A 25,748-nucleotide genomic window follows, 5' to 3' on the forward strand; every position below is an offset into this window, starting at 1 on the left:
CGCTTTCCTCATTCAGTGTCAACCGTTTATTTCATTCGGTTGCCGCTGTTTTTAATCTTTCCGACCCGGTGACTTCGTGATGTTGTTCACGTTGTTCCCTGTCGATGGAGCGGCATTATAGGGAGTTCTCAGCAGGCCGCAAGGGCTAATTTCATTTTTCTTTTCAACCGTCCATAAATTCACCAAATGAATTAATAACGAACAAATTATGCATAAAAAACGGGCTCCGGAGTGCTCCGGAGCCCGTTTTAGTTTCTCGAAAAGCTAATTATTGTCTTGCGACGATGTGATCATTTTCCACATCAACGGTAATTGGCTTACCTGGAATCAGCTTGCCCGACAAGATTTGCTGAGCCAGCGGGTTCTCAATCTCCTGCTGGATGGCACGTTTCAACGGACGCGCACCATAAACCGGATCGAACCCGGTATTCCCCAGCAACTCGAGAGCCGCATCGGTCAGCGTTGCCGAGTAGCCATGTTCTTCCAGACGTTTATATAAACGTTCCAGCTGAATCTTAGCGATATTTTTAATATGCGCATGCCCCAGCGGATGGAACACAACAACCTCATCTATACGGTTGATGAATTCCGGACGGAAGCTGTGCGTGACCACTTCCATGACCGATTCTTTCATCTGCGCATAGCTGGCCTCACCAAAATGCTGCTGAATAATGTCAGAACCCAGGTTAGAGGTCATGATGACAACCGTATTACGGAAGTCGACCGTTCTGCCCTGCCCGTCAGTTAGGCGACCGTCATCGAGCACCTGTAATAAGATGTTGAATACATCCGGGTGCGCCTTCTCTACTTCATCTAATAAGATGACGGAGTAAGGACGACGACGAACCGCTTCGGTCAGGTAGCCACCTTCTTCATAACCCACATAACCCGGAGGCGCACCAACCAGACGTGAAACGGAGTGTTTCTCCATAAACTCTGACATATCGATGCGGACCATCGCGTCATCACTGTTAAACAGGAATGTCGCCAGCGCTTTACACAGCTCTGTTTTACCCACACCAGTCGGACCGAGGAACAGGAATGACCCGATCGGACGGTTTGGATCCGACAATCCTGCACGACTTCGACGAATCGCATTCGATACCGCTTCTACCGCTTCGTTCTGACCAATCACGCGGTTGTGCAGTTCTTCTTCCATACGCAGGAGTTTTTCACGTTCGCTTTCCAGCATGCGTGCCACCGGAATGCCGGTCCAGCGCGCCAGCACGTCAGCAATTTCCACATCTGTCACGCGGTTGCGCAGCAGCTTCATGGTTTTACCTTCTGCCTGAGTCGCGGCTGCCAGTTGTTTTTCCAGTTCAGGGATTTTCCCGTACTGCAATTCTGACATGCGCCCCAGGTCGCCAACGCGGCGTGCCTGCTCGAGCGTAATCTTCGCCTGTTCCAGTTCCGCTTTAATATTCTGTGTGCCGGTCAGAGAAGCTTTCTCTGCTTTCCACTCTTCTTCCAGCTCAGAATATTCACGCTCTTTCTGGTTAAGCTCAGTTTCCAGCATCTCAAGACGTTTCACACTGGCGTCATCAGATTCTTTCTTCAGAGCCTGTTGTTCCAGTTTAAGCTGGATAATACGGCGTTCGAGACGGTCCAGAGACTCCGGTTTAGAGTCCATCTGCATACGAATACTTGATGCTGCTTCATCTATAAGGTCGATTGCTTTATCCGGTAACTGACGATCCGAGATATAACGGTGCGATAAGGTTGCCGCCGCCACAATAGCCGGGTCAGTAATCTGGACATGGTGATGCAGCTCGTAGCGTTCTTTCAAACCACGCAAAATCGCGATGGTATCTTCAACAGAAGGCTCGGCAACAAATACTTTCTGGAAACGACGCTCTAACGCCGCATCCTTCTCTATAAACTGACGATATTCATTTAATGTCGTCGCGCCCACGCAGTGAAGTTCGCCACGCGCCAGAGCCGGTTTCAGCATATTCCCGGCATCCATTGCGCCATCAGCTTTACCCGCGCCGACCATGGTGTGCAGTTCGTCGATAAACAGAATGACATTGCCTTCCTGTTTCGCCAGATCGCTCAGCAGGCCTTTCAGACGTTCTTCAAATTCACCGCGATATTTAGCACCGGCCACCAGCGCGCCCATATCTAATGAAAGCACACGTTTATTTTTCAGGCCTTCCGGCACTTCACCATTAATGATGCGCTGTGCCAGACCTTCCGCAATCGCGGTTTTACCGACACCTGGCTCACCAATCAAAACCGGGTTATTCTTGGTACGACGTTGCAGAACCTGAATAGTCCGGCGAATTTCTTCATCACGACCGATGACCGGATCCAGTTTGCCCTGCTCGGCGCGTTCGGTCAGATCGATAGTGAATTTTTTCAATGCCTGACGTTGGTCTTCGGCATTCTGGTCATCCACTTTCTCACCTCCACGCATTTGATCGATAGCCGCAGTAATTTTCTCGGCCGTTGCGCCGCAGGCTTTTAACACATCCGTTAAAGAGCCGCGGTCTTTCATCACTGCCAGAACAAACAGTTCTGAAGAAATAAAGGTATCAGCACGTTGTTGTGCCAATTTGTCACAAAGATTTAAAACACGTACCAGTTCATTAGATGGTTGAACATCACCACCTGTACCTTCAACTTGCGACAAACGCCCCAAAGCCTGATCAACGTCCGTGCGCAGTTTCTGGGTATCGACCCCAGCCGCGGTAAATAAAGGACGAACGGTCCCGCCTTCCTGCGTGAGCAAAGCGCTCATCAGGTGAACAGGTTCGATAAATTGATTGTCGCGCCCGAGCGCGAGTGACTGAGCATCCGCGAGGGCAAGCTGGAATTTGCTGGTAAGACGATCCAGACGCATAACACCTCCAATACTGAACAAAATTGCTACTGGAGATTAGATGAGGTCAACCCTCACGTTTTCAAGGTTATCTTGGCAGTATATTCGGAGGACTGCTGTTATGCGCGATGGATCGTCTTGATTCGATAGGTTATATCAGCCAAATTAAACTTGCCAGCCGTCCTGTCACTCCGTCGCGCCGGTAAGAGTAAAATTTGTGGCTGTCGGTCACAGTGCAATACCCGCCGCCATAGATAGCGGTGAGACCGGCGGCCTGTAAACGTAATCTGGCTAACTGATATATGTCGGCCATAAATTTGGGACCCGCAGGGGTAAAAGCAACGGATGCATCACTGTTCACTGCCATAAAGGCTTCGCGTACTTCCCCGCCAACTTCAAAATGCGCAGGGCCAATTGCAGGTCCCATCCACGCCATGATATCTGCGGGGAAAGCATCAAAGCAGGCAACCGTATTTTCTAACACGCCCGCACATAAACCCCGCCAGCCCGCATGCGCCGCTGCCACTTCATCACCATTTTTGCTGCAAAACAGAACCGGTAAACAATCCGCTGTCATTGCTGCACAGACAACTCCAGGCTCGCGGGTATAAGCCGCATCGGCAATCTGAGTGGGAACAGGGGGAGTTTGTGTCGATAAATGAACAACGTCGGTGCCATGAACCTGTTCCAGCCAGTGTGGCGCAGCGGGCAGGCCGCCCAGTTCGATTAACCGCTGACGGTTTAAAGCAACATGTTCAGGAGAATCCCCGACATGGCTGCCGAGGTTTAGCTCACCGTAAGGAGGCAGACTGACGCCTCCTTCGCGGGTTGTCGCACATGACCGCACCGATGCCGGTTGCGGCCACTGAGGCAGGATAAGCGCGCTCATTACCAGTTCATCTGGTCCTTGAACTCTTCGGTATCCGCTTTAAGTGCCGTGATCAGGTCAACCATATCCTGAGGAAGTGGTGCATGCCATTCCATCTGAATACCGGTTACCGGATGATAAAGACGCAGCATGGTCGCGTGAAGAGCCTGTCGGTCAAAGCCGCGAAGCATATTGATAAATGCTTCGGAAGCGCCTTTCGGCAGACGCGGGCGGCCACCATAAAGCTGATCGCCCAACAGAGGGTGGTTAATGTGCGCCATATGCACACGGATCTGGTGCGTACGACCGGATTCAAGACGCAGACGCAGGCGCGTATGGGCACGGAAATGCTCCATAATGCGATAGTGCGTAGTCGCTGGTTTGCCCGTCGGGTGAACCGCCATGTGCGTACGCTTGGTGGAATGGCGCGCAATCGGCTCATTCACCGTGCCGCCTGCCGTCATTGTACCAATCGCGACGGCTTCATATTCGCGGGTAATTTCGCGAGCCTGAAGTGCGGTCACCAGATGCGTTTGTGCAGGAACTGACTTCGCGACGACCATCAGACCCGTGGTATCTTTATCGAGACGGTGAACTATGCCGCAACGCGGAACATCAATGATTGCCGGGTAATAATGCAGCAACGCATTCAGTACCGTGCCATCAGGATTACCGGCGCCCGGATGAACAACCAGATCGCGGGGTTTATTGATGACTAAAATATCGTTATCTTCATACACGATATCTAAAGGGATATCTTGTGGCAGCCAACGCGCTTCTTCTTCAATTTGCGCATCGATTGCGATAGCCTCGCCACCCAACACTTTTTCTTTTGGTTTGGTCACTTTTTTGCCATTGACCGTGACCCTGTCTTCAAGGATCCAATCTTTTATGCGAGATCTTGAATAATCAGGGAACAATTCGGCCAAAGCCTGATCTAACCGTTGACCGAGTTGAGATTCGGCCACCGTTGCGGTGAGTTGTACTTGTTGTGCCATATGCAGCTTCTTGGTTAACGTTGGGTTTTCACGGCGATGCCGTTTAAAATAATGTGCTATTGTAGCTGGTCTTTGTCGGGAGCTTAACGGACAGTCTCCCAGAATAACACCTGAGGATAATCAAAACGTCATGACGCGTGTGAAATATCTGGTGGCAGCAGCCACGTTGAGCCTGGCGCTGGTCGGTTGCTCCAGTTCCAAAGAAACGGTTCCCGATAACCCGCCTAACGTCCTTTATGCCACTGCCCAGCAAAAGCTGCAGGACGGTAACTTTAAAGGCGCGATTGCGCAATTAGAAGCGCTGGATAACCGCTATCCGTTTGGGCCTTACTCGCAGCAAGTTCAGTTAGATCTGATTTATGCCTATTACAAGTCTGCTGACTTGCCTATGGCTCAGGCTTCTATTGATCGCTTTATGCGTCTGAACCCAACCCATCCAAACATCGACTACGTCATGTATATGCGTGGTTTAACGGATATGGCGTTGGATGACAGTGCGCTGCAAGGATTCTTCGGTGTTGATCGTTCAGACCGTGATCCGCAGCATGCACGTGCAGCATTCCGCGATTTCAGCCAGCTGATCCACACGTATCCAAACAGCCAGTACGCCACTGACGCGACTAAACGTTTGGTATTCCTGAAAGATCGTTTGGCGAAATACGAGCTGTCAGTGGTGCAATACTACACTAAACGCGGTGCTTACGTCGCTGTTGTTAACCGTGTTGAGCAAATGCTGAAAGATTACCCGGACACGAAAGCGACGCATGATGCGCTGCCGTTGATGGAAAGTGCCTATCGCGAACTGCAGCTGAACAACCAGGCTGATAAAGTGGCGAAAATTATTGCGGCCAATAACGCAGCATAATTTTAAAATGTCCGCATACACAAACGGTAGCTCAGGCTGCCGTTTTTTTTGGCTTTTATTCAGAGTTTGATTGAGGAAAAGCCAGAGAAGAGTGAATGCGATGAGTGAAAGGATGGGCAAAAAACGTAAAAGATAATGCACTGATCCCATCAATCATGCCTGCTCCTTAGCGAAGTCTCAAGGCCTTTCCGGCCATTAATTACCCTGCGTCACATAAACTTCAAAGTTGACAAAAAGTGACAAAAAACCGCGGTTTTGGGCAGGCAATTCATAAAAAAGGCTGGTATGTTGGATTCATCGGAGACGGAAATAAGAGAGGTAAGTCATATGACAGTCAACATTACCAGTAAACAAATGGACATCACCGCCGCGATTCGTGAACACATCGAAGGCCGTCTGAAAAAACTGGATAAATGGCAAACTCAGCTCATTAACCCGCACATAATCCTGTCGAAAGAACCTCAGGGATTTGTCGCCGATGCGACCATCAGTACACCAAACGGAAAACTGGTTGCCAGTGCTACGCACGATGATATGTACGCTGCGATTAACGAAATGACCACTAAACTTGAGCGTCAGCTCAATAAAGCGCAGCACAAGGGTGAAGCCCGCCGTGCAGAATCCGGCGTCAAAGAACTCAATCTGGAACCGGTGCAGGAAGAGGAATAACCGGCTTATCGGAAAGGCAGTTCACAACGCGCTCAAAGGAGCGCGTTTTTTGTGTCCAGAGGAAATTTTATTGACACGGGGAAAACCCAGCGGTTACTTTAAGACTCTGCTCAAACTTATGGAAACAACGCACACATGAATACCCGTCTGTTTTTCTTCGCATTCTTTTTTACCTTCCCCTGATTGGGAGGCGTTTCGTCGCGAAAGAATGAATGCGAAGACGAACAACAAAGCCTCCTGAAAAGGGGGCTTTTTTTATGCCTGCGTTTTACACATTTTGCTGAAAGAAAGAACATCTAAAAGGGTAACAACATGACCGAGAACTCATTACTGGCTCTGCGCGAACGCATCAGCGCATTAGACCTGAAACTACTGGCCCTGCTGGCAGAGCGACGCACAATGGCGATTGAAGTCGCGCAATCCAAAATGCACTCTCACCGCCCTATTCGCGATAAAGAACGTGAAATTGAACTGATTAACGCATTGATTCAGGAAGGGAAAAAACAGGGACTGGACGGTCATTATATCACCCGGGTATATCAGCTGATTATTGAAGATTCCGTTCTGACTCAGCAGGCTCTCCTTCAGCAGCATCTCAATCAAACCCCTTCTGACTCCGCCCGTATCGCCTTCCTCGGCCCGAAAGGTTCCTATTCACATCTTGCAGCGCGCCAGTTTGCCGCGCGACATTTCGAGCAGTTCATCGAATGCGGTTGCCAGAAATTCCAGGACATTTTCTCTCAGGTAGAAACCGGTCAGGCCGATTACGCGGTATTGCCGATCGAAAATACCAGTTCCGGTTCAATCAATGACGTTTACGACCTTCTGCAACACACCAGCCTGTCGATTGTTGGTGAGCTGACCAATCCTATCAATCATTGCGTGCTGGTCGCGACAGACACTGATTTGTCTCAGATTCAGACGGTTTACAGCCATCCGCAGCCTTTCCAGCAATGCAGCCAGTTCATCAACCGTTTCCCTCACTGGAAAATTGAATACTGTGAAAGCACCGCAGCGGCGATGGAAAAAGTGGCCGCTGCCAATTCTCCACATGTAGCGGCGCTCGGCAGCGAAGCCGGTGGCGCGCTGTATAAACTGCAGGTGCTTGAACATAATCTGGCGAACCAGCAGGAAAACATCACCCGCTTCATTATTCTGGCGCGCAAAGCGATTGAAGTGACGGATCAGGTTCCGGCGAAAACCACGCTGATTATGGCGACCGGCCAGCAGGCAGGCGCACTGGTTAATGCGCTTCTGGTGCTGCGTGATCAGGGTATTATCATGACAAAACTGGAATCTCGTCCGATTAACGGCAATCCGTGGGAAGAGATGTTTTATATCGATGTGCAGGCTAACCTGCGCTCAGAAGAGATGAAAAAGGCGCTAAAGGATCTGGCTCCTATCACACGTTCTCTGAAAGTGCTCGGCTGTTATCCAAGCGAAAACGTCGTCTCTGTTGATTTGTAACTTCACAAACAACCTGTAATTTCCCGCCAACAAAAAGGGCGCTGCACACAGTGGCAGCGCCCTTTTCTCGTTTCAGGACAACTTACTTGCGGTTGTCATTGGCCTGTCTCAGCAACGCACCGCTTTCTTTCAGGAAACGTGGCGCATAATCGCCAAACCAGTGCTCAACCTTTCTAAATTTATCAATAAAGGCCTGCTTATCGCCGCTTTCCAGCAGGGCAAGCGCGTCACCAAAACGGTGATAGTAACGTTTAATCAGCGCCAGATTACTTTCTGACGACATAATAATGTCAGCGTAAAGCTGTGGATCCTGCGCAAACAATCGCCCGACCATCGCCAGTTCGAGACGGTAAATCGGGGAAGACAACGCCAGCAACTGTTCGATTTGCACATTCTCTTCGGACAAATGCAAACCATATGCAAAGGTCGCGAAGTGTCGCAGCGCCTGAATGAACGCCATGTTTTGGTCATGCTCAACGGCGCTGATTTTATGCAACCGTGCGCCCCAGACCTGCAACTGCTCGAGTAACCACTGATACGCCTGCGGTTCGCGACCATCGCAATAAACCACAACCTGTTTTGCCAGGCTGCTGACATCCGGGCCAAACATCGGATGCAGGCCAAGAACCGGCCCTTCATGTACCGCCAGCATCGCCTGTAGAGGACGGTTTTTCACCGACGCCAGATCCACCAGAATACAGTCATCAGGCAACTTCGGCAGACGGGCGATCACTTCTTCGGTCAGATGGATTGGCACGCTGACAATCACCATACCGGCATCGGCCAGCAATGTTTCTGCCTGCGGCCAGTCTTCCTGCTCCAGCACTTTTACCTGATAACCGGAAAGCTCCAGCAAACGGGTGAACAGACGCCCCATCTGCCCGTTGCCGCCGATAATCACTACCGGACGCAGCGCCGGATGCAGGGTTTTGAAGCCTTTATCGTTTTCGCTTGAGTAGGACTCACGCATCACGCGGCGCAATACATCTTCAATCAGGTCCGGCGGAACACCGAGGTTCTGCGCTTCCTGACGGCGTGAAGCCAGCATCGCGGCTTCACGTTCAGGCACATAAATCGGCAAACCATAACGGCTTTTTACTTCCCCGACTTCTGCCACCAGCGCAAGACGCCGTGATAAGAGATCTAACAACGCTTTATCAACGTCGTCGATCTGATCGCGTAACGCGTTAAGTTCTGCCACCATAAAAACTTACTCTCCTGCGATTCGTGCCGCCAGCGCATCGCCCAGTTCCTGATGCATCTTACGCAACAAGTCTTCTGTCGTTTCCCAGTTAATACAAGCATCTGTAACAGACACGCCGTATTTCATTTCTGAACGTGGTTGTTCAGAAGACTGGCTGCCTTCGTTCAGATGACTTTCCAGCATCAGCCCTGTGATAGAGCGGTTACCGGCTTTAATCTGATCGATGACGGACTGAGCCACAACAGGCTGGCGACGATAGTCTTTGTTTGAGTTACCGTGACTGCAATCTATCATCAAGGAAGGACGGAGTCCCGCGCCGGTCATCTGTTTTTCACAAGCCTGAACATCCTGATCGCTGTAATTCGGGGTTTTACCGCCACGTAAAATCACATGCCCGTCCGGGTTGCCTTGAGTCTGCAACAGACAAACCTGACCGGCCTGATTGATGCCCACAAAACGGTGTGCCATTTCAGCGGCACGCATGGCGTTGATCGCCGTGCCCAGGCTGCCATCAGTGCCATTCTTGAAACCAACCGGCATCGACAGACCCGACGCCATTTCGCGGTGAGTCTGGGATTCAGTGGTACGCGCGCCGATTGCTGACCAGCTGAACAGATCGCCTAAGTATTGCGGACTGTTCGGATCCAGCGCTTCTGTTGCCAGCGGTAAACCCATGCCGACCAGTTGCAGCAGTAAATCACGGGCAATGTGCAGCCCTGCTTCCACATCAAACGTACCGTCCATGTGCGGATCGTTAATCAACCCTTTCCAGCCAACAGTGGTACGCGGTTTTTCAAAGTAAACGCGCATCACGATGTACAAACGATCGCTCAGCTCTGCTGCCAGTGTTTTCAGGTGACGTGCATAATCGAGCGCCGCATCAACGTCATGAATTGAACAAGGGCCACACACCACCAGAAGACGAGGATCACGACCGTGAACGATATCGGCGATGGTTTTACGTGCTTCGGAAATACTATTTTCGTCACTGACGCTCAGAGGAAAACGGTTTTTCAGCTCTTCAGGAGTGATAAGGATTTGTTCAGCTGTGATGTGAACATTATTCAGGGCGTCTTTTTGCATGATCGTGTTCCGCTATAAGGATAATGGGCTGCCCGGGAGGCATCTGCGGACAACATTAACACAGCTCGTAAACTTATCAAGCCTTACTTGTAAACTAAACATTACCAATCCACCAATCAAGAGCACCAAACGGAAAGTAAACTTTACATAAAGAGAATCTGAGTCGATGCGGGTGTACCGTAATTGTTACATACGGGTTAACTGGGAACTCACGGGGATTCAGAACAGGGGAAAGAGAGATATGGCAGTTAATATCCTCAGCAACAGGGCGCTGCCGAGGAGACATAATTTAAAGGTTACGATCCAGAGTAATAAATACCTGCCCCAGAGCAGTCACTTCATCCACGCCACATTCGAAATGACTTTCCTGACGCGTCACGCTCAGACGATTACCGGGAATACGAGCCACATCATATACATCCAGATCACCATCGATATCCAGCAACCAGCGGCCATTGCCCGGATGTGTGCTGCCCAGATCGATAATCCACGAATGATGGCCTTTCACGACATAAGCAGGCTGACCCAATGAATCGTCCAGCAACGAAGGATCGGCAGACCAGACACCTTCTTCTTCCAGCGCCCCGCCGCGCAATCTCAACTTTTTAAGTTGACGGATGTCACCAGACGCAGCCGCGCCTGAAAGCGCCGAATCCTGCATGTTACCCTTGCCTGTCGCCAGCCAGCGTAATGAAACGCCAGTATCCAGCGCACAGGCTACGACCACATCTCCGGGGAAATAATCTCTTCTTACCCAGGTGCTTATCGTTCCAGATGACAAACCGTACAGATCCCCCAGTTCCTTCTGCATGCTAAAGCCGTAAGCCTGAAGCATACGCGTCAGAACGGCTTTTCCACCTTCAAGTTCATCTAATTGCATCTGGCGAAAACCCCTGAATCTGTAAATATCATCTTGACAACTCGCAAATGCGAGTTTAGATTGATTATGTAATGTACCGACAGACGCACATGATACCAAATTTACGCCGCCGTGGAGAAATAAGGAGACGCGATGTTTTTAGGAACAGAGCAGCAGCGCCAGACCGGTCTGCGCCATATCGCTCATATGAAAGAAACCTATTTCGCTCAGAGTAAGGATCCGGTTGCGATTATTTATGATCAGGCCAGTGAAAAATGGAAACTCACCTTATGTTTTCACGCCGGTCTTAAACGCCATCACACCTTACTGACTTATTCACAGTTAAATGATGAGGAACAGATGAAAATAACGCAGGCTTTATTATCACTTCGCCATTTCACGGCGATATTTAAAGGAGAACTTTACTGATGGCAGACTGGATAGATGAATCGCAGGAGTATCAGTTAAAAATTCTCGAAGCACAGATTACGCAGGCAATCCGTTCGCAGACAGCACCGTCAGCCCTCTTCTGCGTTGATTGTGATACTCCCATTGCGGAACTACGCAGGAAAATCATTCACGGTGTACAACGATGTATTGAGTGCCAGGAAATAGAGGAAATTAAAAGAAAGAATTACCGGCCCGTATAACCCACCCCATTAACATCGCTAAAATTTACCGCCACGCTGGAAATAACATTATTTCCGGAAGGATTTTTATATTCTTATTTTCGGAGAACGTTTATGTCAGAGAATATATTCACCCGAAATTCTCCTTCGACGTTGCCGGGTTTAAACCAGACATCCGGACAAACTTTCGCTGGCAAATGGTGGTGGAATGCTCCGCGTCCGGCGCTGAGCAGCCCGCTGGAAAAACCGCTTACCCATGATTTCTGTCAGCGCCAGCAAACCGCCCTTTCCCGGCTGACGAAGCTGCCCCGTTGCCTGCGCACGCCGTTACACCAGCGGTATAAGTATTTGCTGGAAACAAAGGGAGTTCGCGCGGCGGTTAATTTCCTGATGACGGTTTTTACGCAACGATTGTGGCCGCGTATTCAGCAAGTGAATGTACGGAATACTTTGAATCATCAGATCTCGCAAAAGCTACTCATGGAAGAAGAAACGTTTAACCGGCTGCCTGATCTTAATGATGACAGTCTGAGAAGGCTGGCTAACAAGCTGGCTGTGCATATGCAAGATGTGTATGAATTTCACTGCGAATGCTGGTTGCAAAACCGGCCTGACCAACCCGACGTATTGTTGCAGGACAGCACGCAGCGCGAAATTTACGGACATATAGCAGCAATGGCCCTGGCGTGCCGCGTACAGCCGCTTTATTGGCAAGCGTGGAAAAAAGGCCGCCTGACCGCGCATTCAGCTGTCGCCAGTATTTCCCGTCTGGTCAGCGGCGACTGGTGGGAAAAACAATTGCGTTCAAAGCAGCGTTTGTGGCGCGAAGCCCTGATGATAGCCTGCGGCTATGTCAGCCGCGCCACGTCGCCGTACGCCAGTAAAAACGCCATCCGTGATGTAGTGTCACGCCGCCTATCCGCCGTTAATTACCTGAAACAATGTCAGCTCGAAAATGTCGAATCGGGTGAAACGCTGAGCCTGCTGGATACCGTATTAGCCAGCATTTCTAACCCTAAACTTCGCCGCATGGAGCTGATGACGCTGATCGCCGGTGTCGAAGATGTCGCTGACCAGCAACGCGATTGCGGGTTGTTTATCACCCTGACCACGCCGTCTAAATATCACCCGATGAAAACCACCGGCGCCGGATCCTCACCCGTTTTTAATCAGAAATGGGTGAGGCACGCTTTTACTCCCAAGGATGCCCAGCGTTATCTCGTCGCCGTCTGGGCAAGAATCCGCACCACTTTTAAAGACCGGAACCTGAAAGTGTATGGCGTGCGCGTCGTCGAACCGCATCATGACGGTACACCGCACTGGCATATGATGTTGTTTACGCCACCGGAACAGCAGCAGAAAGTGACCGAGGTTATGCGCCGTTACGCGCTGGAAGAAGACCCCGATGAACCGGGCGCTGAGGCATCACGTTTCAATTGCAAGCCGCTCAACCGTGGCGGCGCAGCCGGATATATCGCGAAATACGTCGCCAAGAATATTGATGGTTACGCTCTGGATGGCGAAACGGATTTTGACTCCGGACGCTTACTGACAGATGTCGCCACGGCCGTGACTTCCTGGGCATCGACGTGGCGGATCCCGCAATTTCACGCAATTGGCATCCCCTCGGTAGGTGCCTGGCGGGAATGCAGACGGATCAGGCATCAGAACCTGAGCCACCGTTTTGATTCAAAGGTGGAGGACGTCCGCAGCGCCGCCGACCAGGGGGATTTTGCCGGGTATATTCAGGCACAGGGCGGTATACATATTCCGCGAAAAGAGCAAAGGGTTCGCGTTGCGCGCCAGCTCAGTGGAGAAACTAATACCTACGGCGAGCCCCGTAACAAAGTGGTCGGCATTTACGCCCCCCACCTTGGTGCTTCGCTTATTTTTCTGACACACACCGAACAGTGGCGGATTGTCCGTCACCGGCCTTCTTCAGCAGAAATACCGGTGATTCACCTGCCTTGGAGTTCTGTCAATAACTGTGGATCGCCTCCCGTCGCAGATAACCCTTAATCACCACAAAAAAAGTGCCAATAAAAATTCAGCCTTAAATTCAAGGAATTATATTTTTTAAAATGCCCTGAGTGTTGACGTATTAGATCAATTAAAGAATACTGTATATAAACACAGTATCTGGCGAGGGGAGAAAATGGAAAACCTGACTAAACAACAGCTAACGCTGTCCAGGATACAATTGATCGCAGACATATCACAGACGGCACAATGCAATCCAAAAGAATTTCTGGTCGTCATGTCGCTGATCTCAGAGCTGGCCAGCCGGGCGCTGACTGACGAAAATCAGGCCACGGTCTGCTACCACGGGGGGACCGACGACGCTCACTGATTGCCAGATCCTGCGGCGGAAGTAGTCAACTTTGCTGGCGCTTGCCCGACCGGTTTTCCTCCGGACTAAGCGCCCCGCCATCTCCCTGTCTTATTTGTCCGCTTCTCTGTTGTGCCAGTCGTTTCACATCCCTTCCAGATTGCTGCCCCGCGCCCGATTGCGCAGACTTAACTCACCGACTGACTCCCTCACTCACTCGCGGAGAAAACCCATGAAAGTCTATGCGCAACAGGGCGATACCCTCGACTCCCTCTGCTGGCGTTATTACAACCGTACCGCCGCGGTGGTCGAAAAAGTCTACGCCGCCAATAAAGGCATCGCTGATTTAGGCCCGTTATTGCCTCATGGCACAGCCATCGAACTGCCTGACATTCCAGAACAACCGGTTCAGGAAACGATCAAATTATGGGACTGAATACTGAGCGCATCAGTTCAGGCTGTGCCTATTTTATTGCCACCTCGCTGACCTGGCTCGCCAGCCTGACATCGCAGGATGTCGCTTTTCTGGTCGGCTCATGCGTCGGTGTCGGAACGTTTCTGATCAACTGGTATTACCGGCGCAAAAGCTACCAGTTGCTGGCACGCAGCGGCCTGAGCAAAGACACCTATGAAAACCTCAACTCTTAAACGCTGTCGCGCCGCCGTCGTTTTGGGGCTGATGGCGGCATTGCCGGGTTACCTGTCGTTGCAGGTTTCGGAAGAAGGATTACGGCTGATCACTGATTTTGAAGGCTGTCAGTTGCAACCCTACCAGTGCAGCGCCGGTGTGTGGACCAGCGGTATCGGCCACACGGCTGGCGTTAAACCGGCGCAAACCATTTCCGAACATCAGGCCGCTGAAAACCTGCTGGCAGATATTCAGCAGACAGAGCGCACCGTAAAAAAATGTATGCGGATGACGATGCCGCAACCGGTTTTTGATGCCGTCGTGTCGTTCAGTTTTAACGTCGGTACCGGTGCCGCCTGTCAATCCACGCTGGCGTTTTTTATCAATCACCAACAATGGCAACAAGCCTGCGACCAGTTGCCGCGCTGGGTTTTCGTTAATGGTGTACGTAACCGCGGACTGGAACGCAGGAGAAACGCTGAACGTATCGTCTGTCTGAAAGGGGTCTGAATGCGCCTGTTACCAGTACTTCTCGCCGGGATGGTTTTACTGATCGCCATCCTGTTGCTTTCTAACCGCTCATTGCAGCATGACTTCAACATTGTCGGGCTGCAACGCGACGCCCTGACGGTTCAGCTGCAACAACGGGAACAGCTGATTACTGCCCTGAATCTGCAAATGCGCCAGCGCGAGCAGGCTGAACTGGCGTTACGCGAAGACCTGAGTACCGCCAACCAGGTGATGCAAAACCGTGAAAAGCAAAGGCAGAGGAGCCTCCATGAAAATCTGCAAACCCGTCAGTGGGCTGATTCCGGGCTGCCTGATGATATTAGCCGGCTGCACCAGCGCCCCGCCTTCAGCTCCGCCAGCGATTATTTACATTGGCTGTCCACCGGTCAGCTCATGCCCGATACCCGCCAGCAAACCGGCCACGAATGAAGATCTGAGTGCCGACATCCTCCAGCTGGAATCAGCGCTGATGGAGTGCGGCTTACAAATTGAAGCCATTAAAAAGTGTCAGGAGGCACAACATGCAAAAACCCATTCAGCTGCAACAAAGGCTCATTGAACAGGTGCCGCTGCTCTCAGCCTCGCCGGACAAACTGGTGAACGCCACCGGCGCAGGCCAGATAGTCGCGACATCTGCCGCTTCACTTTCGTTTGAATATCGTTATCCGCTGACGCTGACCGTCAGTGATGACGCAGTTCTCAGCGAAGCCCTGGTCGATCAAGTGGTGGTCGTTATTCTCGACTGGTTGCAAGTTAATCAGCCTGAAATTTCCGGCAACGCTGCAAACCGGCTCACTGACTTCACCTTTACGCAGCAGGAGAAAACTCTGGTGCTGACGCTACAGCTGACCGAGCGCGTCCGGGTTTCCTATGAAGAAGATGTGCGCACCATCATTCATCTGCCTGAACCACCAATGCCGGAGAACGCGTCGTTGCCACGCCAGGTTTATCTCAACGGAGAACTGATCAGCAGCTGGACGGTATAACCCGGTGAACCTTGTTGTGTCAGCCGCGGCCGAACGGTCACCGGTTGTCGCTCAACCCTCTGAAACGGCATCCTTTATCCCATGAATACGACTCTTCAACTCAACGACATAATGCGGCTGATTGGCAATCTGGTGCGCATCGGCAAGGTCTCAGAACTGGATCTGGCCAACGCCCGTTGCCGTGTCGCGACGGGCAATAATGTGACGGCCTGGCTGCCGTGGATGACACATCGCGCCGGGCGAGCACGCAGCTGGTGGGCGCCTTCCGTCGGCGAGCAGGTTTTGCTGCTCTCGATGGGTGGCGAGCTGAACACCGCTTTCGTATTACCGGCTGTATTCTCCGATGCCTCACCCGCGCCATCAGATTCGCCAGACGCCGTTCACATGGCTTTCCCGGACGGCGCCGTTTTTGAATATGAACCGGCACAAAGCGCCCTGAAAGTGACAGGCATAAAAACCGCCGTGATTAACGCCTCGCAGAAGGTAGAGGTCACGGCACCCGAAATCCGCTGTACCGCCAGCACACGCATTACGCTGGATACGCCGGAAGTGGTTTGCACCAGCAAACTGACCACCGGCTCCCTTGAAGTTAAACAAGGCGGCACACTGACCGGCAACTTAACCCACAGCGGCGGTAGCCTGACATCCAACGGCATCGTTGTGCACACCCACCGACACAGCGGTGTTCAGACCGGCGGTGGTCAGACAGGAGGCCCGCAATGAGTAATCCGAAATACCTGGGGATGGACAGAAGTAACGGAATGGCCATCGAAGATCTCGACCATATCCGCCAGTCCGTCAGCGACATTTTAAATACGCCGGTGGGTTCCAGAGTAATGCGCCGCAATTACGGCTCGCTGCTTTCTGAGCTGATTGACCAGCCGCAAAACGGCGCCCTGCGGTTACAGATGATGGCCGTGTGTTACACCGCCCTGTTGCAGTGGGAACCGCGCGTTTCGCTGACCTCTATCACTTTCGACACTGGTTACGACGGCAAGATGGTGATTGAACTGACCGGAAGCCGTAACGATACGGCGACGGATTTTTCCCTGAATATTCCTGTGAGCTGACACTTATGGCAACGATCGACTTGAGCCAGTTACCGGCCCCCGATGTGGTCGAACAACTGGATTATGAAACCCTGCTTGAAGAACGTAAAACGACGCTGATTTCGCTCTATCCTGCCGATCAGCAGGAAGCGGTCAGCCGGACTCTGACGCTGGAATCCGAACCGCTGGTCAAGCTGTTGCAGGAGAACGCTTACCGCGAACTTATCCTGCGCCAGCGCGTCAACGAATCCGCCCGCGCCGTGATGGTGGCGTATGCGACTGGCAGCGATTTAGATCAGCTGGCGGCGAATTTTAATGTTCAGCGCCTGGTTTTACGGCCTGCGGATAGCAGCACAATTCCGCCAACCGCTGCCATCCTGGAGGCCGATAGTGATTTGCGCATACGTATCCCTCAGGCATTCGAAGGGCTAAGCGTAGCAGGTCCGACAGGTGCTTACGAATACCATGCACGCTCGGCGGACGGACGCATCGCGGATGCATCTGCTATCAGCCCGTCCCCCGCAGAAGTGACTGTCACTATTTTATCGCGTGACAACGACGGCGTAGCCTCCGGTGATTTACTCACTGCCGTCGAAAAAGCTCTTAATGATGAAGATGTCCGCCCTGTTGCCGATCGCGTCACCGTACAGGCGGCTGTGATTGTGCCTTATCAGATTGATGCCGTGTTGTATGTTTTGCCCACACCTGAAATTGAGCCTGTCCGCGCAGCTTCTGAAGCGCAGTTGAAAACCTACATCAACACGCAAAGCCGGTTAGGCCGTGACATCCGGCTCTCTGCAATCTATGCCGCTCTGCATGTTGAAGGCGTTCAGCGGGTTGAGCTGTCATCTCCGCTGGCAGACATCGTGCTCGATAAAACCCAGGCCTCACTGTGTACTGCCTATTCGCTCACTGTAGGAGGCTCGGATGAATGACCGGCTCTTGCCCTCCGGCTCGACTCAGCTTGAAATTGCTGCCGCACAGGCTTTGTCACAAATAGGCAATATCGCTGTTCCTCTGCGTGAACTCTGGGATCCTGAATCCTGTCCGCTGGAGTTACTCCCTTATCTTGCCTGGGCATTTTCGGTCGATCGCTGGGATGAAAACTGGACCGAACCGGCAAAGCGTTCTGCGGTTCGCGCCGCCTGGTTCGTTCATAAACACAAAGGCACCATTGGTGCATTACGCAGGGTCGTTGAACCGCTGGGATATTTAATTCGCGTCACTGAATGGTGGCAGACCAACGATGTTGCGGGCACTTTCCGCCTCGATGTCGGCGTGTTGGAAACAGGCATTACGGAAGAAATGTATCAGGAACTCGAGCGTCTGATTGCTGATGCAAAACCCTGTAGTCGTCACCTGATTGGTCTTTCTATCAATCTGGATGTATCGGGTGATTTTTATATCGCCGCAGCGACATACGACGGCGAAGAGCTGACGGTATACCCCTATTTCCCAGAAACCATTACTGCCTCCGGCTCTGCATTTACCGGTTCAGCAATCCATTTAATCGACAACCTGAGAGTAAATTATGACAGCTAAATATTATGCGTTGCTGACCAATCTGGGTGCAGCAAAACTGGCCAATGCAACAGCGTTGGGCACGCAACTCAGCCTGACGCAAATGGCAGTGGGAGACGGCGGAGGTGTATTGCCAACTCCCGATCCGGCACAAACAAAATTGATCGGCGAGAAACGTCGCGCTGCGCTCAACTCACTCAGCGTTGATCCGGCGAATACTAACCAGATCATTGCTGAACAGATCATTCCCGAAGATCAGGGGGGATTTTGGATCCGCGAGATTGGCTTATTCGATCAGGACAATACGCTGATTGCCATCGCCAATTGCCCCGAAACCTACAAACCTCAGCTTCAGGAAGGCAGTGGTCGAACGCAAACCGTGCGCATGATTTTAGTGGTAAACAGTACTGAGGCCGTGACGCTGAAAATTGACCCCTCGGTAGTGCTGGCAACACGTAAATATGTCGATGATAAAGTCATTGAGGTTAAGGCATATGCGGATGATGTGATGGCCAAACATGTAGCGGCGGCGGATCCACACAGCCAGTATTTACAGGCCAGTAAATCATTAGGAGAGATTAAAGCACTTGGAGATAATGCTGTTAAAACAGCTTTGGCGAATTTGGGATTAGGGGAAGCAGCTAAAAGAGCTGTTGGTTCTGGCAGTACTCAAGTTCCTGACATGAGTTTTTTTGCATCATCACTTAACACAGCGGGATATCAGAAATTACCTGGCGGTTTTGTCATCCAATGGGGAACCATTAATGTGCCTCTGGTCGCACAGGATTCCATTACATATTTCCCAATCCCGTTCCCTTCACAATGCCTCAGAGTATTTGTTAGTCAGGACTATACACCTGGTAGCGGAGCCATAGGGTTCATAACATGTAACGGATTTAATACCGATCCGCTGAAATTTATTTCACGCTCTTCAGTGCCCGGCCTCGGTGCATCATTCTTTGCAATTGGTCGATAGTCGCATTAATTATCCGCTATAACTTTTAAATCCACATAGTTTCCTGACCTCAGCCCCTTCGGGGGCTTTTTTATTATCTGATTCCCCCCGCTGTTGTGCCACCGCCCCCACGCCCCTGATGAAATGCGCTTTCTGTTGCGAACCGGCATCCTTGCTTCACCACCCACAACAGAGAGAGTCAACCTGATGGCTGATTATCATCACGGCGTACGTGTTGTCGAAATCAACGACGGTACCCGCGTTATTTCTACCGTTTCCACCGCAATTATCGGCATGGTTTGTACCGCAGAAGATGCGGATGCGACCGTTTTCCCTTTAAATACTCCGGTTCTGGTCACCGACGTTCTGGCAGCCAGCGGTAAAGCCGGCACAAGCGGGACGTTGCGCGCTGCGCTTCTGGCGATTGCTGACCAATGTAAACCGGTCACGGTCGTGGTACGCGTTGCCACCGGCGAAGATGAGGCTGAAACCACCAGCAATATCATTGGTGGTTCTGATGCTAATGGCCGTTACACCGGCATGAAAGCGCTACTTTCTGCGCAGGCTGAGCTTGGCGTAAAACCCCGCATTCTCGGCGTTCCGGGCCTAGATAATCAGGCGGTCGCAACCGCGTTGGCAGGCGTTTGCCAGCAGCTGCGTGCCTTTGGTTATATCGGCGTCTACGGGGCAAAAACCATTTCCGATGCGATTAAGTACCGCGATAACTTCAGCCAGCGTGAACTGATGCTGATCTGGCCGGATTTTGTTAACTGGAATACCACTACCAGCCAGTCTGATATCGCTTATGCGACAGCCCGCGCTCTGGGCCTGCGCGCCAAAATCGACCAGGACACCGGCTGGCATAAAACGCTGTCAAACGTCGGCGTGAACGGAGTGACCGGCCTTTCTGCCAGCGTCTTCTGGGATTTGCAGGCGACCGGCACTGACGCCGATCTGCTGAACGAAGCCTGTGTTACCACGCTGGTACGCAAAGACGGTTTCCGCTTCTGGGGCAACCGCACATGCAGCGATGACACGCTGTTCCTGTTTGAAAACTACACCCGTACGGCGCAGGTTCTGGCGGATACCATGGCCGAAGCGCATATGTGGGCGGTCGATAAGCCGATGACCCCGACGCTGGTTCGCGACATGATTGACGGCATTAAAGCCAAAATGCGCGAAATGAAATCAGCGGGTTACATCATCGACGGCGACTGCTGGTACGACGAAACCGCGAATACGGCGGAAACACTCAAAGCCGGTAAGTTGTATATCGATTACGACTACACCCCGGTTCCTCCACTGGAAGATCTGACCCTGCGCCAGCGTATCACCGACTCTTACCTGGTGAACTTTGCCGCGTCCATTAACAGCTAAGGAGACAATGACTCATGGCACTTCCTAAGAAATTGAAATACCTGAACCTGTTTAATGACGGGAACAGCTACCTCGGCCTGGTCTCTTCGCTGACACTGCCGAAACTCACCCGCAAGCTGCAAAATTATCGTGGCGGCGGCATGAGCGGTTCGGTCGCAGTGGACTTTGGCCTTGATGACGATGCGCTGACGCTGGAGTGGTCTATCGGCGGTCTGGATGAACTGGTTCTGCAGCAATGGGGCAGCACGTCTGATATTCCGTTGCGTTTTGCCGGTTCGCTGCAACGCGACGATACGGGTGATGTTTCCGCAGTCGAAGTGATGATGCGCGGCCGTCATAAAGAGTTTGATTTCGGCGAGTACAAACAGGGTGAAGATACTGAAACCAAAGTCACCACCCAGTGTACGTATTTCAAACTGACCATCGACGGCAAAGAACTGATTGAGATCGACACCGTCAATATGGTTGAGGTCGTCAACGGCGTTGATCGTCTGGCAGAACACCGTACCGCGCTCGGCCTGTAATCCCCTCCCAAAGCCGGCAGCCATTGCCGGCTTCATTTCCGATTTAAGCAGGAAAACACATGAACCCGACTGACATTAACGATAACACTGTGATCTTAGATGTTCCGCTCAAACGCGGCGATATGGAAATCACGGAAATTCAGGTCACCAGACCGACTGCCGGCAGCCTGCGCGGTATCGGACTTGCGGCGCTGGCCAACGCGGATGTTGATGCACTGATCACCATTTTGCCGCGCATCACGTATCCGAACCTGACCAAAGAAGAGTGCTCACGCCTGGAGCTTCCCGATCTGATCGCGCTGGCAGGCAAGGTGATTGGTTTTTTATCGCCGAAACCGGTGGTGTAAGTATTGCACCCCGCCTCACCGTGGATGACCTGATGGCAGATATCGCGGTGATATTTCACTGGCCGCCGTCCGAGATGGACGGCATGTCACTCACCGATCTGCTGAACTGGCGACATAAGGCACTGCAACGCAGCGGAGTAAAAACAGATGAGTAATCTCGAACAGTTACCCGATACTCTCGAAAAAATAAATCAGGATCTGGCCGCCTTCAGGGCCGAAACCGACAGGATCAGGAAAAACCTGCTGATGCTGCCCGGTAAAACTGTCTTCAGCGTCGTCTCAGAAGACATCACTGACGCTTCCCTTCAGCTTGATAAGTCACTGTACGCCCCTGATAGCGAGACCGAAACACAGACATTTTCCGGCCTGAAAAAAGCGGTGTCGAGCCAGTCGGAAGAAAAGCTGCGTCAGCAACGCCCGATGCAAATGGAACAACGAGGGCTGGAAATCGGGCAGCAATATAAAAACCACCCACAAAAAATCAGTCAGATAAAAAATATCAGCTCGTCTGCCCTCTCCTTTGCACAACCGAAGCTGGCGCTGGCGCAAAACTTCCTTAAACCGGGTGCAAAACTGGAAGCCGGGCTGGCAGAAGTGCAGTCGGTTCTCGGTCTGAAAAATGACGATCCGCACGTTGCCGCTTTACGCCAGCAAAGTCTGTCGATGGCCGCTTCCGGCCATTCACCAGCAGAAGTTGTCGCTAAACAGCAGGCACTGGCGAAAAACGGAATGAATGCTGATGAGATTCTGGAACAAACACCGGCAGCACTGGATGGCGCAACGCCTGCGGCACAGATGGCGGTGACCGTGAAAGGCGACAACCTTGACGGTGACATTACTAAGCTTTTTGCCACCTGGGACACTCTGCGTATCAATCTTTTCGACGGGCAAAGTGTTGCCCTGCGAGAACTGACGCAAACGGCCACCAGCTGGCTGGGCACGATCAATACCTGGATCACTGATAATCCGGTGCTGGTCAATTCCCTGCTGGGGCTGGCATTAGGTATAACCAGCATTATCGGCGGGATCGGGACGCTGGGCATCACTATTGCGCCGGTTCTTAGCGGTATCAATATGCTGATGGCAGGAGCCGGTCTGCTGGGAACCATTTTTACCGGCGCCGGCGGCGTTATTGCCACAGCATTTGCCGCCATCGGACTTCCGCTTTTGCCTGTCATCGCGCTGATTGCCGGGATTGGCATCGCCGTAGTGAAGCTTTGGGAGCCAATCAGCGCTTTCGTTGGGGGAATCATTGAAGGATTTACTTCAGTTATGGGACCGATAACGGGTGCGTTTACCCCCTTCAGAACAGCACTGGGCTGGATTACCGATTTGTTTGAACCGATAAAATTCAGTCAGGATACCCTGAGCGGCTTCACCGATATCGGCAAAGAGGTCGGTGAAGCGATCGCAACGATTTTCGTCACGCTTAATAAAGCGGTCTCCCAAATCGGCGAAGTCTTCAGCTGGGCGAAAAAAGGTTGGGATGCCATTTTTGGCAATGACGATGGCGAAAGTCAGGATATTCCCTCGCCGCCAGTGGAAAGCATTTCGCCCACAGGCGGCACGCTGAGCCTGTATCAGCCAGCAAAAACTACCGTGGCGAATAACCTGACGGATAACCGCGCAACGACCGTGAACTTAAGTTTCACCGCCACACCAGAGACTGATCATAACCAGATCAGAACCTGGATCGAGGATTCGTTAAACCAGCAAAAATGGAACAATACCAACAATCATCTCAGCCAGTACGATAACGGAGGGGTTTACTCATGATGATGTCCCTGGGTTTATTCGTGTTCAAATTAAGCACGCTGCCCTATCAGAACACGTCCCGTCAGGTGAATTATGGCTGGGGCGCGAACGCGCGTTTCGGACAGCGTCCCGTTTCGCAATTTCTCGGGCTGGGTGAGGAAACAATAAAAATTACCGGGCAATTATTGCCTGAAATGACCGGCGGTGTGCGCTACTTACAGGCTTTACAAAGCATGGCCGATTCAGGTCGAGCATGGCCGCTCATCGAAGGCAGCGGCACAATTTACGGCATGTTTATCATCAAAAATATCGCCAGTGACAATGCTGAGTTTAATTCGAGCGGTCAGGCACGAAGCATCAACTTCACGCTCAATCTGACCCGCGTCGATGAATCGCAGGCAGCCATGTTCGGCGACCTGCTCACTCAGGCCGAAGGGTTATACAACAAAGCCAGTTCTGCCGTCAGCAGTTTTGTGACGGGAGGTTAATCATGCTGACCAATTTACAGCTGCCTGTCGGCGCAAAAATTGCGCCGGTATTTACACTGGCGATCAAAAATAAGGTACTGGAAGAGAATATCTCCGACCGCATCATCAAATTATCAGTGACGGATAACAGCGGCTTTGAGGCCGACAAACTCGATTTAACCTTCGATGACAGCGACAGACAATTGCAGATGCCCGTTCGCGGCACCGTTTTGCATCTGCATCTGGGATGGTCAAAACAGGCACTGTATGACTGCGGCTATTTCACTGTTGATACAGTGGTCTATTCGGGTTCACCAGACACCATCGCGGTCACTGCCCGCAGCGCCGATTTCCGGGATTCATTTACAACCAGACTCAGCAATTCGTATGACGATTACACGCTGGGAGCCATTGTCCGCATCATCTCGAACCGGAATAAATTGGATCTACCAGTTATCCCGCAGGAGCTTGAAAGCATTAAGATCCCGCATATCGACCAGACTAATGAGACTGATAGCTACTTTCTCTCCCGTCTGGCACAAAGTTATGGCGCCCGGGTAACTGTCAAAAACGGCGCAATCTTGTTTTTTAAAGCCGGTTCCGGGCGAACTGCTTCCGGACAAGCCATCCCCTGGAGAACAATTGTCCGAAGTGATGGAGATAATCACAGTTATAAACTGACTGATAAGCTGGCTTACGACGGCGTGAAGGCACAATGGCATGATCTCAAAAAAGCGACCACCAGTAATGTCGCGTTGAAAAGTGAAGGAGAAAAGAGTTACACCGCAGGCTCAGGTAATAACATTTTACAACTGACTAAAATCTTCGCTGATGAGGAGACAGCAAAGCGCGCGGCAGACTCGGTGTTTAAGCAAGTCCAGAATGATTCTTCGTCTTTCAGCATCCGGCTGGCTCTGGGACGCGCAGATCTCAGTGCGCAAACACCGGTAAATGTGCTGGGATTTAAAGATGTTATAGACAGCCAGCACTGGGTGATTGATTCCGCTGTGCATGAGATTAATGAGAAAGGGTTTACGACGACATTGAATCTGAAAATATATATTGCAGATGTCACTTACGAGTCTTCAATATCATAATAGCAACTTGCATTTACGAGTTACGAGTTTCATAATGACTTTATCGATTACCTGTTATGCCGGAGGTTTTTATGATGCATTGCCCGCTTTGTGGAAAGGTCGCCCATACACGTTCAAGCCGTTATCTGAGTGAATCAACCAAAGAACGTTATCATCAGTGTCAGAATATCGAATGCAGCTGCACGTTTGCCACGCACGAATCAGTCGCCCGGGTTATCTCAAAACCGGGTACCCAGCCTGCCGCAGCATAGCTATTTTGTCGCCATTGCTCCAAAAAAAACACAAAAAAAAGGGGTTAGCCGATGGCTAACCCCTTGTTCTATATTAACTAGTAGATGTCGCGTTAGCGATACCTTAGCCCAGACGTTCTTTGATACGTGCAGACTTACCAGTACGCTCACGCAGGTAGTACAGTTTAGCTTTACGAACGGCACCACGACGTTTAACAGTAATGCTGTCGATTACTGGGGAGTGAGTCTGGAATACACGCTCAACACCTTCGCCGTTAGAAATTTTGCGAACAGTGAATGCAGAGTGCAGACCGCGGTTACGAATAGCGATAACCACGCCCTCGAATGCCTGCAGACGCTTTTTAGAACCTTCAACGACCCATACCTTAATTTCCAGGGAATCACCTGGACGGAATGCAGGTACGTCTTGCTTCATCTGCTCTTGTTCGATTTGTTTAATGATATTGCTCATAATATGTCTCTTACCCTAGGTAAACTGATATATCGGGA

The 25,748-nt window shown here is 51.5% G+C and carries 34 protein-coding genes and 1 other annotated feature; of the genes, 27 read left to right on the plus strand and 7 right to left on the minus strand.

Annotated features, from left to right (window positions below; translation table 11 throughout):
- Positions 1-268 precede the first annotated feature (268 nt).
- From clpB to rluD, 3 genes are all read right to left on the minus strand, one after another.
- On the minus strand, positions 269-2,842 hold the full coding sequence (gene clpB, locus J1784_RS04040; protein WP_217148133.1) for an ATP-dependent chaperone ClpB: 2,574 nt from the start codon (positions 2,840-2,842) through the stop codon (positions 269-271).
- Positions 2,843-2,972: 130 nt separating this feature from the next.
- A complete protein-coding gene (gene yfiH, locus J1784_RS04045) occupies positions 2,973-3,710 on the minus strand; it encodes a purine nucleoside phosphorylase YfiH (RefSeq protein ID WP_217148134.1) in 738 nt (245 codons plus the stop codon).
- Positions 3,710-4,687, minus strand: a complete 978-nt coding sequence (rluD, locus tag J1784_RS04050; RefSeq protein ID WP_120508996.1) for a 23S rRNA pseudouridine(1911/1915/1917) synthase RluD — start codon at positions 4,685-4,687, stop codon at positions 3,710-3,712. Before rluD ends, yfiH begins: the two co-directional genes overlap by 1 nt.
- Before the next feature lie 130 nt (positions 4,688-4,817).
- On the opposite strand from rluD, the gene bamD reads away from it, so the two are divergent.
- From bamD to pheA, 4 genes are all read left to right on the plus strand, one after another.
- Complete coding sequence (bamD, locus tag J1784_RS04055) at positions 4,818-5,552, plus strand: outer membrane protein assembly factor BamD (RefSeq protein WP_112290596.1); 735 nt, start codon at positions 4,818-4,820, stop codon at positions 5,550-5,552.
- A 327-nt stretch (positions 5,553-5,879) separates the two neighbouring features.
- Positions 5,880-6,221: a ribosome-associated translation inhibitor RaiA gene (raiA, locus tag J1784_RS04060; RefSeq protein WP_095923447.1), complete on the plus strand. Its 342-nt coding sequence runs from the start codon at positions 5,880-5,882 to the stop codon at positions 6,219-6,221.
- Positions 6,222-6,355: 134 nt separating this feature from the next.
- Positions 6,356-6,480 (plus strand) — a sequence feature (Phe leader region).
- Positions 6,357-6,404, plus strand: a complete 48-nt coding sequence (locus J1784_RS26865; protein WP_369794779.1) for a hypothetical protein — start codon at positions 6,357-6,359, stop codon at positions 6,402-6,404. (Overlaps the previous feature by 48 nt.)
- A 53-nt stretch (positions 6,481-6,533) precedes the next feature.
- Positions 6,534-7,688, plus strand: a complete 1,155-nt coding sequence (gene pheA, locus J1784_RS04065; protein WP_217148135.1) for a bifunctional chorismate mutase/prephenate dehydratase — start codon at positions 6,534-6,536, stop codon at positions 7,686-7,688.
- Between the two features lie 82 nt (positions 7,689-7,770).
- Here the strand turns inward: pheA and tyrA are convergent, their stop codons facing one another.
- The 3 genes from tyrA to J1784_RS04080 form a co-directional block, all read right to left on the minus strand.
- Positions 7,771-8,892, minus strand: a complete 1,122-nt coding sequence (tyrA, locus tag J1784_RS04070; RefSeq protein WP_217148136.1) for a bifunctional chorismate mutase/prephenate dehydrogenase — start codon at positions 8,890-8,892, stop codon at positions 7,771-7,773.
- A gap of 6 nt (positions 8,893-8,898) precedes the next feature.
- Positions 8,899-9,975 (minus strand): 3-deoxy-7-phosphoheptulonate synthase, encoded by a 1,077-nt coding sequence (locus J1784_RS04075; RefSeq protein ID WP_217148137.1) that lies wholly within the window; start codon positions 9,973-9,975, stop codon positions 8,899-8,901.
- A 289-nt stretch (positions 9,976-10,264) separates the two neighbouring features.
- Entirely contained in the window at positions 10,265-10,855 is a 591-nt protein-coding gene (locus J1784_RS04080) for a phage repressor protein CI (RefSeq protein WP_217148138.1), read from the minus strand.
- Positions 10,856-10,987: 132 nt separating this feature from the next.
- Here J1784_RS04080 and J1784_RS04085 point away from each other — a divergent pair, with 132 nt between their 5' ends.
- The 23 genes from J1784_RS04085 (at position 10,988) to J1784_RS04190 (ending at position 25,259) form a co-directional block, all read left to right on the plus strand.
- Complete coding sequence (locus J1784_RS04085; protein ID WP_217148139.1) at positions 10,988-11,263, plus strand: DUF5347 family protein; 276 nt, start codon at positions 10,988-10,990, stop codon at positions 11,261-11,263.
- Positions 11,263-11,484: a TraR/DksA C4-type zinc finger protein gene (locus tag J1784_RS04090; protein WP_217148140.1), complete on the plus strand. Its 222-nt coding sequence runs from the start codon at positions 11,263-11,265 to the stop codon at positions 11,482-11,484. The genes J1784_RS04085 and J1784_RS04090 overlap by 1 nt, the downstream gene beginning before the upstream one ends.
- Positions 11,485-11,577: 93 nt before the next feature.
- Positions 11,578-13,482 carry a replication endonuclease gene (locus tag J1784_RS04095; protein WP_217148141.1) on the plus strand — a complete coding sequence of 635 codons (1,905 nt, stop codon included), beginning with the start codon at positions 11,578-11,580 and terminating at the stop codon, positions 13,480-13,482.
- Positions 13,483-13,618: 136 nt separating this feature from the next.
- Entirely contained in the window at positions 13,619-13,813 is a 195-nt protein-coding gene (locus tag J1784_RS04100; RefSeq protein WP_217148142.1) for a hypothetical protein, read from the plus strand.
- A gap of 211 nt (positions 13,814-14,024) precedes the next feature.
- Entirely contained in the window at positions 14,025-14,228 is a 204-nt protein-coding gene (locus J1784_RS04105; RefSeq protein WP_217148143.1) for a tail protein X, read from the plus strand.
- The gene (locus tag J1784_RS04110) at positions 14,219-14,440 is read left to right on the plus strand and encodes an HP1 family phage holin (protein WP_217148144.1); all 222 of its coding nucleotides are present in this window, start codon (positions 14,219-14,221) and stop codon (positions 14,438-14,440) included. The genes J1784_RS04105 and J1784_RS04110 overlap by 10 nt, the downstream gene beginning before the upstream one ends.
- Positions 14,421-14,930: a lysozyme gene (locus J1784_RS04115; RefSeq protein WP_217148145.1), complete on the plus strand. Its 510-nt coding sequence runs from the start codon at positions 14,421-14,423 to the stop codon at positions 14,928-14,930. Before J1784_RS04110 ends, J1784_RS04115 begins: the two co-directional genes overlap by 20 nt.
- A complete protein-coding gene (lysB, locus tag J1784_RS26430; RefSeq protein WP_238485381.1) occupies positions 14,931-15,359 on the plus strand; it encodes an Rz-like lysis system protein LysB in 429 nt (142 codons plus the stop codon).
- Complete coding sequence (lysC, locus tag J1784_RS04120) at positions 15,244-15,489, plus strand: Rz1-like lysis system protein LysC (protein WP_238485382.1); 246 nt, start codon at positions 15,244-15,246, stop codon at positions 15,487-15,489. The genes lysB and lysC overlap by 116 nt, the downstream gene beginning before the upstream one ends.
- Positions 15,452-15,916 carry a phage tail protein gene (locus tag J1784_RS04125; protein ID WP_217148147.1) on the plus strand — a complete coding sequence of 155 codons (465 nt, stop codon included), beginning with the start codon at positions 15,452-15,454 and terminating at the stop codon, positions 15,914-15,916. Before lysC ends, J1784_RS04125 begins: the two co-directional genes overlap by 38 nt.
- An 81-nt stretch (positions 15,917-15,997) precedes the next feature.
- Positions 15,998-16,639: a phage baseplate assembly protein V gene (locus tag J1784_RS04130; protein ID WP_217148148.1), complete on the plus strand. Its 642-nt coding sequence runs from the start codon at positions 15,998-16,000 to the stop codon at positions 16,637-16,639.
- Positions 16,636-16,986 (plus strand): GPW/gp25 family protein, encoded by a 351-nt coding sequence (locus J1784_RS04135; RefSeq protein WP_217148149.1) that lies wholly within the window; start codon positions 16,636-16,638, stop codon positions 16,984-16,986. The genes J1784_RS04130 and J1784_RS04135 overlap by 4 nt, the downstream gene beginning before the upstream one ends.
- A gap of 5 nt (positions 16,987-16,991) precedes the next feature.
- Positions 16,992-17,900: a baseplate assembly protein gene (locus J1784_RS04140; RefSeq protein WP_217148150.1), complete on the plus strand. Its 909-nt coding sequence runs from the start codon at positions 16,992-16,994 to the stop codon at positions 17,898-17,900.
- Positions 17,893-18,507 (plus strand): phage tail protein I, encoded by a 615-nt coding sequence (locus tag J1784_RS04145; RefSeq protein WP_217148151.1) that lies wholly within the window; start codon positions 17,893-17,895, stop codon positions 18,505-18,507. Before J1784_RS04140 ends, J1784_RS04145 begins: the two co-directional genes overlap by 8 nt.
- The gene (locus J1784_RS04150; protein ID WP_217148152.1) at positions 18,497-19,462 is read left to right on the plus strand and encodes a phage tail protein; all 966 of its coding nucleotides are present in this window, start codon (positions 18,497-18,499) and stop codon (positions 19,460-19,462) included. The genes J1784_RS04145 and J1784_RS04150 overlap by 11 nt, the downstream gene beginning before the upstream one ends.
- Before the next feature lie 186 nt (positions 19,463-19,648).
- Positions 19,649-20,818 carry a phage tail sheath protein gene (locus J1784_RS04155; protein ID WP_217148153.1) on the plus strand — a complete coding sequence of 390 codons (1,170 nt, stop codon included), beginning with the start codon at positions 19,649-19,651 and terminating at the stop codon, positions 20,816-20,818.
- A gap of 14 nt (positions 20,819-20,832) precedes the next feature.
- Positions 20,833-21,342 (plus strand): phage major tail tube protein, encoded by a 510-nt coding sequence (locus J1784_RS04160; RefSeq protein WP_013574045.1) that lies wholly within the window; start codon positions 20,833-20,835, stop codon positions 21,340-21,342.
- A 59-nt stretch (positions 21,343-21,401) separates the two neighbouring features.
- Complete coding sequence (locus J1784_RS04165) at positions 21,402-21,689, plus strand: phage tail assembly protein (RefSeq protein ID WP_217148154.1); 288 nt, start codon at positions 21,402-21,404, stop codon at positions 21,687-21,689.
- A 20-nt stretch (positions 21,690-21,709) separates the two neighbouring features.
- Positions 21,710-21,844: a GpE family phage tail protein gene (locus J1784_RS04170; RefSeq protein WP_013574043.1), complete on the plus strand. Its 135-nt coding sequence runs from the start codon at positions 21,710-21,712 to the stop codon at positions 21,842-21,844.
- Positions 21,837-23,465: a phage tail tape measure protein gene (locus J1784_RS04175; protein ID WP_217148155.1), complete on the plus strand. Its 1,629-nt coding sequence runs from the start codon at positions 21,837-21,839 to the stop codon at positions 23,463-23,465. Before J1784_RS04170 ends, J1784_RS04175 begins: the two co-directional genes overlap by 8 nt.
- Positions 23,462-23,932 (plus strand): phage tail protein, encoded by a 471-nt coding sequence (locus J1784_RS04180; protein WP_217148156.1) that lies wholly within the window; start codon positions 23,462-23,464, stop codon positions 23,930-23,932. Before J1784_RS04175 ends, J1784_RS04180 begins: the two co-directional genes overlap by 4 nt.
- Before the next feature lie 2 nt (positions 23,933-23,934).
- Positions 23,935-25,008, plus strand: a complete 1,074-nt coding sequence (locus J1784_RS04185) for a contractile injection system protein, VgrG/Pvc8 family (protein ID WP_217148157.1) — start codon at positions 23,935-23,937, stop codon at positions 25,006-25,008.
- A gap of 71 nt (positions 25,009-25,079) precedes the next feature.
- The gene (locus tag J1784_RS04190) at positions 25,080-25,259 is read left to right on the plus strand and encodes an ogr/Delta-like zinc finger family protein (protein WP_217148158.1); all 180 of its coding nucleotides are present in this window, start codon (positions 25,080-25,082) and stop codon (positions 25,257-25,259) included.
- Between the two features lie 103 nt (positions 25,260-25,362).
- On the opposite strand, the gene rplS is transcribed toward J1784_RS04190, so the two are convergent.
- Positions 25,363-25,710 (minus strand): 50S ribosomal protein L19, encoded by a 348-nt coding sequence (gene rplS / locus J1784_RS04195; RefSeq protein ID WP_095923499.1) that lies wholly within the window; start codon positions 25,708-25,710, stop codon positions 25,363-25,365.
- Between the last annotated feature and the right edge of the window lie 38 nt (positions 25,711-25,748).

It is taken from the genome of Rahnella ecdela (assembly GCF_019049625.1).
GTDB lineage: Bacteria > Pseudomonadota > Gammaproteobacteria > Enterobacterales > Enterobacteriaceae > Rahnella > Rahnella ecdela.